The sequence below is a fragment of the Thioalkalivibrio sp. ALJ7 genome, assembly GCF_000376865.1.
Taxonomy (GTDB): Bacteria; Pseudomonadota; Gammaproteobacteria; order Ectothiorhodospirales; family Ectothiorhodospiraceae; genus Thioalkalivibrio.
Map to the genome: position 1 here is coordinate 55,153 of NZ_AQXQ01000009.1, position 12,751 is coordinate 67,903.

The 12,751-nt window shown below is 66.7% G+C and carries 14 protein-coding genes; 5 read left to right on the forward strand and 9 right to left on the reverse strand.

Annotation, left to right across the window (positions count from 1 at the left end; translation table 11 throughout):
- Positions 1–34: 34 nt before the first annotated feature.
- The 3 genes from D002_RS0104150 to purM are packed head-to-tail and all read right to left on the reverse strand — an operon-like array spanning position 35 to position 2,566.
- Positions 35–793 carry a DUF3108 domain-containing protein gene (locus D002_RS0104150; protein WP_026181514.1) on the reverse strand — a complete coding sequence of 253 codons (759 nt, stop codon included), beginning with the start codon at positions 791–793 and terminating at the stop codon, positions 35–37.
- A 7-nt stretch (positions 794–800) separates the two neighbouring features.
- Positions 801–1,511 carry a phosphoribosylglycinamide formyltransferase gene (gene purN, locus D002_RS0104155; RefSeq protein ID WP_018140648.1) on the reverse strand — a complete coding sequence of 237 codons (711 nt, stop codon included), beginning with the start codon at positions 1,509–1,511 and terminating at the stop codon, positions 801–803.
- Positions 1,508–2,566: a phosphoribosylformylglycinamidine cyclo-ligase gene (gene purM / locus D002_RS0104160; RefSeq protein ID WP_018140649.1), complete on the reverse strand. Its 1,059-nt coding sequence runs from the start codon at positions 2,564–2,566 to the stop codon at positions 1,508–1,510. Before purM ends, purN begins: the two co-directional genes overlap by 4 nt.
- Positions 2,567–2,750: 184 nt before the next feature.
- Here purM and D002_RS0104165 point away from each other — a divergent pair, with 184 nt between their 5' ends.
- From D002_RS0104165 to hda, 4 genes are read left to right on the forward strand one after another with little or no spacing between them, the layout of a single operon-like run.
- The gene (locus D002_RS0104165; RefSeq protein ID WP_018140650.1) at positions 2,751–3,782 is read left to right on the forward strand and encodes a DUF2066 domain-containing protein; all 1,032 of its coding nucleotides are present in this window, start codon (positions 2,751–2,753) and stop codon (positions 3,780–3,782) included.
- 20 nt (positions 3,783–3,802) lie between these two features.
- On the forward strand, positions 3,803–4,393 hold the full coding sequence (locus D002_RS0104170) for a CDP-alcohol phosphatidyltransferase family protein (RefSeq protein WP_018140651.1): 591 nt from the start codon (positions 3,803–3,805) through the stop codon (positions 4,391–4,393).
- Entirely contained in the window at positions 4,390–5,502 is a 1,113-nt protein-coding gene (locus D002_RS0104175; protein WP_018140652.1) for an AI-2E family transporter, read from the forward strand. Before D002_RS0104170 ends, D002_RS0104175 begins: the two co-directional genes overlap by 4 nt.
- Positions 5,499–6,233 (forward strand): DnaA regulatory inactivator Hda, encoded by a 735-nt coding sequence (hda, locus tag D002_RS0104180; protein WP_018140653.1) that lies wholly within the window; start codon positions 5,499–5,501, stop codon positions 6,231–6,233. The genes D002_RS0104175 and hda overlap by 4 nt, the downstream gene beginning before the upstream one ends.
- A 271-nt stretch (positions 6,234–6,504) precedes the next feature.
- Here hda and D002_RS0104185 read toward each other — a convergent pair whose 3' ends face one another.
- Genes D002_RS0104185 through arsC form a run of 3 tightly spaced genes read right to left on the reverse strand, consistent with a single transcriptional unit; the run spans position 6,505 to position 7,822 of the window.
- The gene (locus D002_RS0104185; RefSeq protein WP_018140654.1) at positions 6,505–6,861 is read right to left on the reverse strand and encodes a DUF2069 domain-containing protein; all 357 of its coding nucleotides are present in this window, start codon (positions 6,859–6,861) and stop codon (positions 6,505–6,507) included.
- Entirely contained in the window at positions 6,858–7,469 is a 612-nt protein-coding gene (gene wrbA, locus D002_RS0104190; RefSeq protein WP_018140655.1) for an NAD(P)H:quinone oxidoreductase, read from the reverse strand. The genes D002_RS0104185 and wrbA overlap by 4 nt, the downstream gene beginning before the upstream one ends.
- Positions 7,466–7,822 carry an arsenate reductase (glutaredoxin) gene (arsC, locus tag D002_RS0104195; RefSeq protein WP_018140656.1) on the reverse strand — a complete coding sequence of 119 codons (357 nt, stop codon included), beginning with the start codon at positions 7,820–7,822 and terminating at the stop codon, positions 7,466–7,468. The genes wrbA and arsC overlap by 4 nt, the downstream gene beginning before the upstream one ends.
- A 22-nt stretch (positions 7,823–7,844) precedes the next feature.
- Here arsC and D002_RS0104200 point away from each other — a divergent pair, with 22 nt between their 5' ends.
- Complete coding sequence (locus D002_RS0104200; protein ID WP_018140657.1) at positions 7,845–8,135, forward strand: acylphosphatase; 291 nt, start codon at positions 7,845–7,847, stop codon at positions 8,133–8,135.
- A gap of 302 nt (positions 8,136–8,437) precedes the next feature.
- On the opposite strand, the gene D002_RS0104205 is transcribed toward D002_RS0104200, so the two are convergent.
- The 3 genes from D002_RS0104205 to D002_RS0104215 all read right to left on the reverse strand — a co-directional run bounded on the left by D002_RS0104205 (position 8,438) and on the right by D002_RS0104215 (position 12,712).
- Positions 8,438–9,052, reverse strand: a complete 615-nt coding sequence (locus D002_RS0104205; RefSeq protein WP_018140658.1) for a hypothetical protein — start codon at positions 9,050–9,052, stop codon at positions 8,438–8,440.
- A gap of 70 nt (positions 9,053–9,122) precedes the next feature.
- The gene (locus D002_RS0104210; protein WP_018140659.1) at positions 9,123–10,985 is read right to left on the reverse strand and encodes an SLC13 family permease; all 1,863 of its coding nucleotides are present in this window, start codon (positions 10,983–10,985) and stop codon (positions 9,123–9,125) included.
- A gap of 14 nt (positions 10,986–10,999) precedes the next feature.
- On the reverse strand, positions 11,000–12,712 hold the full coding sequence (locus tag D002_RS0104215; protein ID WP_018140660.1) for a proline--tRNA ligase: 1,713 nt from the start codon (positions 12,710–12,712) through the stop codon (positions 11,000–11,002).
- Between the last annotated feature and the right edge of the window lie 39 nt (positions 12,713–12,751).

The following is a 12,751-nucleotide window of genomic DNA, read 5'->3' on the forward strand; positions in this document are numbered from 1 at the left end:
ACAGTGAGGGCGGAGGCCATTCATCAGTGTTTCCCTAATCGTTCAGATCAATGATCGGGTCGTGCCATTCGAGCTGGGTGAGATTCAGCTCGAACACACGGCCGTCGGCCTCGTAGTCGAAACGAACCGGGACGTGGCGCAGTTCGCGGGCGAACCAGGCGGACAGGGCAACATCGCTGTCATCGGTGCGGCGATCGATGCGGACGGTCTCCACGCGACCGATCGGGGAGTCCATGGTCTCGCGTCCGGCGACTTCGAAGCGGTATTCGCGCAGCCGGTCCCGCTCCAGTGACTGGATGGTCTTCCGGTCGCCTTCCTGACTCAGCGCGCCGCTCTCCAGTTGCTGCATCATCAGGTAGAGGGAGCCGAGAAAGTCCAACGTCTGCGGGGGCACCTCTAGGTCGAAGCGGTCGCCGTTGATGGTGCCAATCGCGCGGTTGTCGTCCCAGTCGAACCGGGTTTCGACCTTGCGCTCGCGGCGCGGGGTGATCTGCTTGCTGCGCGAATGCACGAGCTGTAGCTCGCCGTTCGGGTTGGTCATCAGCGCCTCGCGGCTCAGCTCGAACCGACCCAGGACCCGCAAAAAACCGGACACATGGGCGTCCATCGCCATGCGTGTCTGCACGTCTTCGTGATTGAGGGTGATGCGCGCCTTGAGCGTGTTGCCCATCGCACTGGCCTCATAGCTCGCGGTGTACGGCGGGATCGGACGCAGGTCACGATCCGCCGCCGCCGGGGCTGCGAGGAGGGCCAGCAGAATGGCCATAACCATAGTGGGTGCGAGCCTGAACATGGCGGATCTAGCCAGCCGGTTGTGGCGGTGAAGCATTGTGCGTGTCCTCGTCGAGTTGCAGCGGCGCGCCCAGCGGCGTGCCATCGGCCTGCAGGATCCGCCCGGACCACTGAATTTCGCCTGAACACACTCGGCGAACCACCTCGGGATACAGTCGGTGCTCGGCCCGTTGCACCCGGGCGGCCAGGGTGTCGGCGGTATCGTCGGATACGACCGGCACACGAGCCTGCATGATGACTGGGCCGCCATCCAACTCTGGCGTCACAAAATGCACACTGGCGCCGTGTTCGGTCTCGCCGTCGGCCAGGGCACGGGCATGGGTATCCAGACCACGATACTTGGGCAGTAGCGAGGGATGAATGTTCAGCATGCGGCCGGTAAATCGGTCCACAAAGCCCGGGGTCAGGATGCGCATGAACCCGGCGAGAATGACCCAATCCGGGGCGTAGCCTTCAATGGCGGTGGCGAGATCGGCGTCGAAGGCCTCGCGCGTCGGGTAGTCGCGGTGGTTCAGCACTTGGGACGGGATGCCGTGTTGCTCGGCGAAGCCAAGCCCGCCGGCATCCGGACGGTTGCTGACCACACCCACGATCCGGGCCGGGATCTGGCCCTGCTCGCAGGCCTCGATCAGCGCGCCCAGGTTGCTGCCGCGTCCGGAGATCAGGACCACCAGGCGTTGCGGCGTTTCAGCGGTGATTTGCCCGGGGGCTTCGGTCATGCGGTGGCGTAGGTCACGCTGGGCTGGAAGTCGTCGCGCTCGCGGATCACGCCGATCGGCCAGCTACGGATGCCGGCTCGCGCGAGTTCTGTGCTGGCGGCTTCGACTCGATCCTCCGGGAGGATCACGGTCATGCCGATGCCACAGTTGAAGGTGCGCAGCATTTCTTCGTCGGCGATGTCGCCGGCCTGCTGCAGCCAGTTGAAGACCGGGGGGCGTGCCCAGCTGTTCGGGTCGATGCGCGCGCCGAGGGTGTCCGGCAGAACACGGGGGAGGTTCTCGGTCAGACCGCCGCCCGTGATATGGGCCATCGCATGCACCGGGAAATGCTGCAAGAGCTCCAACAACGGGCGAACGTAGATCCGGGTGGGGGCCATCAGCGCGTCGCCCAGGGTCTTGCCGTCGCCATCCGGCAGGGCGTCGTCCAGGCTCGCACCGGAATGCTCCAGCACGCGCCGGATCAGCGAATAGCCATTGGAATGCGGTCCGGTGGCTTCCAGGCCCAGAACCACGTCTCCGGCCGCGACCTGGCTACCGTCGATCAGGGCGTCTTTTTCCGCGATGCCGACCGCGAAGCCGGCCACGTCGTAGTCCTCGCCCTGGTACATCCCGGGCATCTCGGCGGTCTCGCCGCCGATCAGCGCGCAGCCCGCCTGTTCGCAGCCCTCGGCGATGCCGGTGACCACGTCCGCGGCAATATCCACGTCCAGGTGGCCGGTGGCGTAGTAGTCGAGGAAGAACAACGGTTCTGCCCCCTGGACCACGATGTCGTTCACGCACATTGCGACCAGGTCGATGCCGATGCTGTCGTGGCGGCCGGTCTCCTGCGCCAGGCGCAGCTTGGTACCCACCCCGTCGGTCCCGGAGACCAGAACGGGCTGCTTGTAACGGTCCATCGGCAGCTCGAACAGGGCACCGAAGCCACCCAACCCGGCCATCACGCCGGGACGCTGGGTGCGCGCCGCATGCGGCTTGATGCGTTCGACCAGCTCGGCGCCGGCCTCGATATCGACACCGGCCTCGCGGTAGGTCAGGCCTGAACGGGATTCGGACATGGGTTCCCCGATGTTGGATGAGCGCGGTTGGACGGCCGCGCGCTGCGGCGGTCTCGCAGAACCCGGCATGGTAGCGAGCCGGATGCGGGCGTGCAAAGCGACAAGCCCATCCATGCGTGTTGTGACAGGGTTTTGCGCCGCGCCTGTGGTATTTTGGGCGCCTTTCGAACAACCGATCACCATCATGCCAACGCATCGCAAATTGCACTCGTTCTCGGCGTTCCTGTTTAGCCTGGCTTTGTTGCTTCTGGCCCCCCTGGCGCAGGCTCAGGAGTCACTGGTCGTGACGGTCGCGGCCGAAGACGATGCCTCTGCGCTGGAGCAGGGGCTGGAACAGGCGCTTGTTCGCCTGGCCGGGCTGCGTTCGGAGTCGGTCCACGAACTGGTCGAGGCGCTCCTCGCCGAGCGCGATGACGAGGGCTGGATTGCCGCGCTCGAGCGGCGCCAGCAGGTGGAGGATGACCGCTGGCGCCTGGAGTTTGACCCCTTCCGTCTGCGCACCGCGCTGCGTGATGCCGGCGTGCCAGCGGTGCTGGGTGAGCGCCCAGGGCTCCTGGTCTGGGCGGTTTACGACCAGGGCGGGCAGCGCGACCTGCTGGGCGATGCGGTGGATGGCCCGGGTGTCCTGCGGGCGCTGCAGGATCTGGCCGAGGCGCGCGACATGCCCCTGCTGTTCCCGCTGGGGGACCTGGAGGACCGACGTGCGGCGCAGCCATCCGACATCGTTGGGGGCGTAACCGAGCCCCTGGTCGATGCCGCCCGCCGCTATGAGGCGGACGGCGTCATTTTGTTGCACGTGCGCGAGACGGCGGGCGAGACCGAGGCGCGGGCCATTGCCGTGCATGATGATCGTGAGTTCCGCGGTTCCGCCCGCGGGGATGCTCCCGAGGGGTCCGCTCGCGAGGCGGTCGCCCTGGTTCTGGATCAGGTGGCCGAGCGCTTGGCCCGGGTGCCCGCCGATCCCGACTGGGTGCGTCTGGGCTTTTCCGGGGTGCAGGGCTATGCGGCCTTCGAACGCTTGCGCGCGGAGTTGACGCGTCTGCAGGCAGTGGAGGTGGCACGCCTGGACGCGCTGGCGGGCAATACCGTGGTACTGCAGGTGCGCAGTGGGCTGGACCAGGACGACCTGGTCGATCTGCTGCGTGGCTCGGGCTTCGCGCGGGCCGAGGTGCCGGAGGATGCGCCCGAGGCAGACGCCTGGCTCGATCGGCGCTGATCGACGGTTGCCACGCACGGATGCTGCCCCGTCACCAGATCCCGAATGCGGTCACGATCGGCCGGATCCTGTTGATCCCGCCGATCGTCTGGCTATTGGTGCAAGAACACTATTGGATAGCGGTGGTGCTGCTGGCGATTGCAGGGCTCAGTGACGCCCTGGATGGCTGGCTGGTGCGGCGCTATGGCTGGCATACGCGTCTGGGGGCCTGGCTGGACCCGGCGGCGGACAAGCTGCTGATGCTGGGGATCTACGTAGCGGTCACGCTGTCCGGCCTGCTGCCGCTGTGGTTGTTGTTTCTGGTCGTGGGGCGGGATGTCTGGCTGACCGTGGGTTCCGCGCTCTACCGCGCATTCGTGGGGCCGCTGGCGATCCGACCGCTGTTCATCAGCAAGGTGAATACCTTCCTGCAGATCACCCTCGTGCTGGTTGCCATCGTGAAGGTGGGCCTGCTGGATCTTGATCCCATCTGGGTGCAGCTGCTGGCGATCGTGGTGGCCTTTACCACGCTCGCCAGCGGTCTCGCCTATACCGCCCAATGGGGTCTGTACGCCTGGCGTCACCTGCATGGACCAGGGGATGCGGCCGCCTCGAACCGGAGGACTCCGTGAACCAGGGTGCCCACGCGCAGGTCGGGCTGCTATCGGCCGCAACCCTGGCCGCCCTGGTCGGGTTGCTGGTGCTGGGCGGTGCGCTGTACCTGCTGGCGCCTATCCTGACGCCCTTCGTGGTCGCGTTGCTCATTGGCTACCTGTTCAACCCACTGGTTACGCGCCTTGCGCCACGGGCTGGGGGCTCGCGGACCCTGGCCACGGTCGTGATCTTCCTGTTGGTGATGCTGGGGCTGGCGGCGCTGGTTCTGATCCTCATTCCTCTGGCACTCGCGCAGTTTGAACGTCTCACACTGGCCTTGCCGGAACTGCTGGAATGGTTTGACCAGCGGGTGCGCCCGTGGCTGGAGGAACGAGCCGGGGAGGCCTTGCCGCCGCTGGATGCGGGGGCCATCCAGGCCCTGGTAACCGAACACTGGCGGGAAGCCGGCGGCCTGGCGGGTGGCGCGCTGCAATGGGTGAGTAGTTCGACCGGGGCCCTGGTGCTGGCGGTCCTGAATCTGGTGCTGATCCCGGTCGTGAGCTTCTACCTGCTGCGCGACTGGCCGCGGCTGTTGGACGGCCTGCGCGATCTGCTGCCCCGGGCCTGGCGCCCAACGGTGCTGACCTTTGCCAAGGAATCGGACGAAACCCTGGGGGCTTTCCTGCGCGGACAGTTGCTGGTCATGCTGGCGCTGGGCCTGTTCTATGCCGTGACCCTGACCGTGGCCGGCGTGGAGATGGGTCTGGCGATCGGTCTGATCGCGGGGCTGGTCAGCTTTATCCCCTACGTAGGCGTAATCGTAGGTGTGCTGCTGGCGGGTGTGGCGGCCCTGGTGCAAGGCGATGGCTGGAGCCTGCTGCTGATCGTGCTGGCGATCTTCGCCGTCGCCCAGGTACTGGAATCCATGGTCCTGACGCCGTGGTTGGTAGGGGACCGTACCGGGTTGCATCCGGTCGCGGTGATCTTCGCCGTGCTGGCGGGTGGTCAGTTGTTCGGGTTCTTCGGTGTGCTGTTGGCGTTGCCGGTCGCCGCGGTGCTGGCCGTGGCCGTGCGTCATGCGCTGGCCCATTACCGGCGCTTGAATGCGGACGCGGCAGTCGCGGGTGACAACGAGGAGCGATCGTGAGCACCGGGCAATCGGGTAGCGCTGTGCCCCATCGGCAGCTTCCGCTGGACCTGCGGCTGCGTGACGCCTCACGCTTTGCGGGCTTTTACCCCGGGGGCAACCATCTGGCGCGCGATGCGGTGGAGGCCCTGGCGGTCGGGGTCGGGATGACCGAGCCGCAGATCCTGCTGCATGGCCCGGCAGGCGTGGGCAAGACGCACCTGTTGCAGGCCGCCTGTCATCAGGGCCACGAACGCGGCGAGCCGGTGGCCTATCTGCCGTTGGCCGAGGTTGCGTCCGCGCCGCCACTGGCGGTGCTGGATGGACTGGAGTGCTCGCGTCTGGTCGCGCTGGACGACCTCGATGCCGTCGTCGGACAGGGCGACTGGGACGAAGCACTGTTCGGGCTGCTGAACCGCCTGCGCGATGGTGCATGTCGAGTGCTGATGGCGTCGGCCCATGCGCCGGATGGCCTGGGCAGTCGATTGCCGGATCTGACCTCGCGCCTGTCCTGGGGGCCGGTGTTTCGCCTGCAGACCCCGGAGGACGGCGACCTCAAGCGCATCCTCGCTCAGCGTGCAGTACTGCGCGGCCTGGAACTGCCGGAGGCGGTGGCCGAGTACCTGCTGCGCCACTACCGCCGCGACCTGGTGGCGCTACTGGAGCTCCTGGACCGCCTGGACCTGGCCGCCCTGGCCGAACAGCGCCGCCTGACCATCCCCTTCGTCCGCGATCAGCTCACCCGCTCCTGATTTTCACCACGAAGCGCACGAAGAAGGGCGATTGCACCACAGAGGACACGGAGAACACAGAGATAAACAGGAAACGCCTTGAGATCCGCACGCGGTTGTTGAGCAGGGCGAAAATGCATCAAGCGCCGGCGGTCCTTCTCGGCCCCTGACTTATGTCGTTCCCCAGACCAACATCGAATTTTCTCCGTGTCCTCTGTGCCCTCTGTGGTTCAAACTGCCCTTGACCTTGACCTGGCCCTTCTTCGTGCCTTCGTGTGCTTCGTGGTGAATATCAGGAAGCAAGCTTGCGGGCGCGGCGGGCGTCGAGTTTGACGTAGAGCAGGCAGCCGGCGAACCAGGCGAAGGCGGCCGCGGTCATCAGCACGCCGTAGAGGCGGGCATCGGCTGCGGCGGCCAGCGTGATGCCGAGGGTGAGGTAGGCCAGTGCCAGCAGGCTGGACCAGGCGTGGGTGTAGCGCCGACCGTGCAGCATGCCGCGCAGTGGGAATAGCAGGGGCAGTACCAGGATCACCAGCGCCACCGAGATGGGCACGATCTCCGGCGGAGCGATCCAGGTCGTCCAGATCAGGATCAGACCCATCAGGCCGAGGTAGGCGAGCAGTGCCAGGCCGCGAGCCGCGAAGATCATGCGGGACTCCCGGCCTGCAATTGCCGCGTGATGCGGCCGACGCGCTCGCCCAGTGCGTCGGCGATGCGCTGCTCTTCGCGGGTGACTGGATGTTCGCCCTGGCCGCCGGCCACGTGGCTGGCGCCATAGGGCGACCCGCCCGAGGTGGTGGTGCTCAGTTCAGGCACGGTGTAGGGCACGCCCACCCACAGCATGCCCTGATGGATCAGCGGCAGGGCCATGGTCAGCAGGGTGGTCTCCTGGCCGCCGTGCTGGGTCGCCGTGCTGGTGAACAGCCCGAACGGGCGATCCACCAGTCCACCGCTGGCCCACAGCCCACTGGTGCCATCGAGGAAGTGCTTCAGGGGCGCGGCCATGTTGCCGAAGCGGGTGGGCGAACCCATCACCAGTCCGGCGCATTCCTCCAGGTCGCGGGTCTCCGCATAGGGTGCCCCAGCGTCCGGGATCGCCGGGGCATCGCTCGTGATGTTGGTACTGACGGGCGGCACGGTGCGGACACGGGCGACCGCGCCGGCGCGCTCGACGCCACTGGCCACGTGGCGTGCCAGCTCGGCTGTGGCGCCGTAGCGGCTGTAATACAACACCAGGACCTCGGGGGCGGCGCTCACGACAGGATCTCCAGCACCTGTTCCGGAGGACGCCCGATGCGGGCACGGTCACCGCGGACCAGGATCGGCCGTTCGATCAGTTTCGGGTGCTGGACCATGGTCTGGATCAATGCCTCGTCGTCCAGTTCCGCATCCTTCAGGCCCAGTTCGCGGTACTCCGCCTCGCCGGTTCGCAGCAGGTCGCGCGGCGAGATGCCGAGTTTGTCGACGATTGCGCGCAGGGTGGCCGCATCCGGCGGCGTCTTCAGATACTCGACGATCTCTGGCTCCACACCCTGTGCACGCAGCAGCTCCAGGGTCGCGCGCGACTTGCTGCAGCGCGGGTTGTGGTACAGCGTAGGGGTATCGGACATGAATCCACTCCGGAGGACAGCAATGACGGAGGCCAATGATAACCATGCCCGCCGCTGGCGTGTCAGGGGACGGGTGCAGGGTGTGTTCTTTCGTGCATCCGCCCGCGACGAGGCGCAACGTCTGGGCCTGGCCGGGTATGCCCGCAACGAGTCAGACGGCAGCGTCGAGGTCATGGCCGTGGGGCCCAGGGCCGCCCTGGACACACTGGAGGAATGGCTGGCCGATGGCCCGCGCATGGCACGGGTGGACGCCGTCGAGGCCGAAGAGCTCCCGGTGCCCGCGCAGCGTCCAGTCGGTTTCGCGACGGCTTGAACTTAGGGAGACGCTGATTTAATCGCGCGTCCGCGTTGGTGCCCCCTGTTTTCCGAGACAAGGCGCGTCGTGTAGCGGGTAGTGGTTCTACCCGCAAGCGGCGCAACGCAGGATCGGGGAACAGGGGACACCAACCCCACAAGCTATTGAAGGCAGGGGCTCGGCCGCTTTTGCTCGGGAACGGCGTTGCGGTTCCCTTGTGCAGAGTGACTGCACGGCAGTCACCGCGCCTTGTTCCCACGCAAAAGCGACTCGAGCGCGGACGCGCGATTAAATCAGCGTCTCCTTAGGGTTTGGGCGGCTTAGTGCCGCCGAATCGGGCGCCCGGGTGGCGGGATCACCTGGACGAAGGCTATGACGTCGCGCAGGCGGTGGGGTCCGTCCGAGCGGATGCGGGTCTCTGCGCCCTGCATCCAGGCCCCGTCCCAGGGCACGCGCGCGGCCCCGGCGCGGGAATGGCGCGGCAGGTCGATTAGCAGCAGCCCGTCATCGAAGGCGACGTCCAGCTCGCTTCGATAGCGATCGGCGTGGATCTCGATCGTGCGGGTCTCGCCGTTCGCCAGAGTGAACGAAGTACTCTCCAGGGCTCGGTCGCGACCGCCAATTCGCACGGTGCCGGCGCGCAGACTGACGCGGATCAGATCACCAGGGAGGCCCGCCGCGCCGCTGCGGATGGCCGCTACTCGCTCGGCCTGTTCGGCCGCCAGGGCTGCCTCCCGTTCGGCCTCGGCCTGTAGCCGCGCCTCGCGCGCCTTCTGGACCGATTCCCAGGCCCGGATGGCCTCCATGCGTTCGGCCTCGCCCATCGCATCCCATTGCTCTTCGCTTACCCCGTAGATCCGCGAGCTGCAGGCGGCTAGGAGCAGCGCGAACATCATGACCAGCGGGACAAGACCTCGGGGAAGCGTTAGGAACATCTCGGGCTCCGGGGGGCGGGAATCGGTAGGGCGCCAGTTTGTCCGCCGAGGCTGTACCGGGCCTGAATCGTCAGAAGATCAGATTGATGACGAGAAGGGCGACGACCATGAAGAGAAGGGTTACGCCGGCACCGGCGCGCAGGTAATCGGCTACGCGATAGCCGCCCGGATCCATGATTAGGGCGTTGACCTGGTGGGTGGGCAGGATGAAGGAATTCGATGCGGCGATCGCAACGATCAGGGCGAAGACTCGCGGGTCGGCATCGATACCCATGCCCTGGGCGACGCTGGCGAAACTGACTGCCAGTGGCACCAGCAGTACAGTCGCCCCGACGTTGGACATGACCAGGGTGAAGAAGGTGGTCAACAGGAATACTGCGACCTGCAGCACCCAGACCGGCATGCCTTGCAGCTGTTGCATGCCGTTGGTGGCGATCCACTCGCCAGCACCCGAGTTCTCCACGGCCAGCCCCAGCGGGATCAGAGAGGCCAGCAGGAACACGGTCTTCCAGCTGATGCCGCGATAGGCCTCGTCCATGTTGATCACGCCGGTCAGGATCATCCCTAGTGCACCGCCCAGCAGCGCCAGGGCGAGCGGCAGATCGGTGAACAGCACGAGCCCCAGCCCCAGTACCAGTGAGCCCAGCGCCGCCAGTGGTCGGTGGGTCTTCGAGGTCTCCTGCTTGCGGCGCGGATAGCGGCTCGTGATGACCACGAAGTCACGGTCATCCTCCAGCCTCTGCAGGTTCTCCCATGGGGTGTGCACGACCAGGGTGTCGCCCGCCTTGAGGAGGGTGTCCGGGACCTCGTCGATGAGTAGATCATCCCCGCGCTGGATGCGTAGCACCGAGATCCCATAGGTGCGGCGCATGCCCTTGTCGCGCACTGTCTGGCCGATGAGCTCGGAGCCGGGCGGGACGATGATCTCGGCGATCCCTCCGTAGCGGGCGGACAAGGCGCGAGCGAATACGTCCAGTTCGTCTTTCAGGACCGTGCCGGTGGTGTCGCAGGTCTTCTCGATGGTGGTGACCGGGCCGAGGATGGCGAGGTGGGCCCCGCGTTCCAGCTCGATGTCCCGGTTGGGTTCGATACGGGTCTCGTCGTCCGTGGTCACCCCGACCACATGCACGCCGAAGGCCGCCTCGAAGTCGCCGACGCTGCGCCCGGCCAGCGAGCTGTCTTCGCCCAGGCGTGCCTCGCGCACCCCGAAATCCATGCCATAGACATCGCGGAACCAGGCCGAGGTGGTTTGCACCCGGCTCTCGTCGGGATCTTCGGCCAGTGCGTCCCTGGCGGGGAGTACCCATCTCCCGAATAGGGCGAAGTAGAGGATGACCATCGCCAGCAGGGCCAGTCCGATCGGGGTCACGTCGAACAGGCCGAAGCCCTCGACATCGCTGGGTAGCAGGTCGTTTAGCAGGATCAGCGGGCTGGAGGCGACCAGGGTCAGGGTGCCCCCGACAATCGCCGCGAAACCCATTGGCATCAGCAGCCGTGAGCGGGGGATATGGGCGGCTGCCCCGATGCGGTTGATGACCGGCATGAAAAGCGCGGCGGCGCCGATGTTCTGCATGAAACTGGTGATGATGCCCACAGCGCCGGAGGTGGTGGCCATCACCCGGCGTTCGGTTTGCCCACCAAAGCGCAGGATCAGGTCCGCCAGGCGGTTCATGACCCCGGAACGGTCCAACCCCGTGCCGATGATCATCACCGCGATGATCGCGATCACCGCGTTCGATGCGAAGCCGGAGAACAGCGCCTCGCCCTCCACGATCGGTGCAACCCCGGGCACCAGCGCCACCATCCCCAACAGGAACAGCACACTCAGCGCGGCCAGGTCGATCCGGATCACCTCCGTCACGAACAGCAGGATCGTCAGCCCCAGCAGGCCAAACACGATCCCCATCTCCAGGGTGAAATGGATCTCGTCCATCGTGGACGTTCTCGTCAGCCGCGCAGGCGTTCGCGGAGGGTGTCGACCAGGTTGTCCAGGGACAGGTGTTCGGCCTCGGTCGCGGTGCGTGCCTGGTATTCGAGTTCGCCGGCGTCGAGGCCGCGTTCGCCGATTACGACCCGGTGCGGGATGCCGATCAGCTCCATGTCGGCGAACATCACGCCGGGGCGCTGTTCGCGGTCGTCCAGCAGGACCTCGAAGCCGGCGGCCTGTAGCTCGTCGTGCAATTGCTCGGCTGCTTCGCGCACCCGCTGTGACTTCTTCGCGCCGATCGGGCAAAGGGCGATGTCGAAGGGCGCGATGGCGGTGGGCCAGCAGATGCCGCGCTCATCAAAATTCTGTTCGATGGCCGCGGCCACGACGCGCGACACGCCGATGCCGTAGCAGCCCATGGTCACGATCTGTTCGCGGCCGTCTTCGTCCAGCACGCGCGCGCCCAGGGCCTGGGAGTACTTGTCGCCCAGCTGGAAGATGTGTCCGACCTCGATGCCGCGGCGGATTTCGATTGGCCCGGAGCCGTCCGGGGCGGGTTCGCCCTCGGTGATGTTGCGCAGGTCGGCGTGCTCCGGCTGCGGCAGGTCGCGGCCCCAGTTGACGCCGGTCAGGTGATGACCGTCCTCGTTGGCACCGACCACGAAGTCGGCCATGCCGAGCATGGCGTGATCGGCCAGCACCGGGATCGGGCTGTTCACCGGGCCCAGCGAGCCAGGGTCGGCGCCAAATGCGGTGCGGATCTCGGCCGCCTCGGCCATGCGCAGGGGCTCCGCGATCCAGGGGTGCTTCTCGGCCTTGACCGCGTTCAGCTCGTGGTCGCCGCGCAGCACAATGGCCACCAGGTCGGCGTCGATCTCTTCCGAGGCGGCAACCACCAGGGTCTTCACGGTCCGGTCGGTGGGGATGCCCAGGAAGTCCGCCAGCTCGTCGATGGTATGCACGTTGGGCGTCGCGATCTTTTCCATCGCCGCGCCGGGGGTCGGGGCCGCAGCGGGCTGCGGGCAGGGGGCGAGCTCCACGTTGGCGGCAAAACCCGCTGGGGAGAAGGCGATGGCATCCTCGCCGGAGCTGGCCAGCACGTGGAATTCGTGCGAGGCATTGCCGCCGATGGCGCCGGTATCGGCCTCCACCGCGCGGAAATCCAGGCCGCAGCGTTCGAAGATGCGGGTATAGGCCGTGTGCATGTGCTGGTAGGTGTCGGTCAGCGAGTCGCTGTCGATATGGAAGGAGTAGGCGTCCTTCATCAGGAATTCTCGGGCGCGCATGACGCCGAAGCGGGGGCGGCGCTCGTCACGAAACTTGGTCTGGATCTGGTAGTAGTTCACCGGTAGCTGGCGGTAGCTGCGGACCTCGCGGCGCACCAGATCGGTGATGACCTCCTCGTGGGTCGGGCCAAAGCAGAAGTCACGCTCGTGACGGTCCTTGATGCGCAGCAACTCGGCGCCGTAGAAGTCCCAGCGCCCGGATTCCTGCCACAGCTCGGCCGGTTGCACCGCCGGCATCAGCACCTCCAGTGCGCCCGCCCGGTTCATTTCCTCCCGCACGATGCCCTCCACCCGGCGCAGCACGCGCAGGCCCAGCGGCAGCCAGGTGTACAGGCCGGAGGCCAGCCGCCGGATATAGCCGGCGCGCAGCATCAGCTGGTGGGAGATGATCTCGGCGTCGGCCGGGGTTTCTTTCAGGGTGTTCAGCGGGAATTGCGAGACGCGCATCGGGGGCAGTCCGTTGTTGAGTGCGTGAAAGGGCGGGTA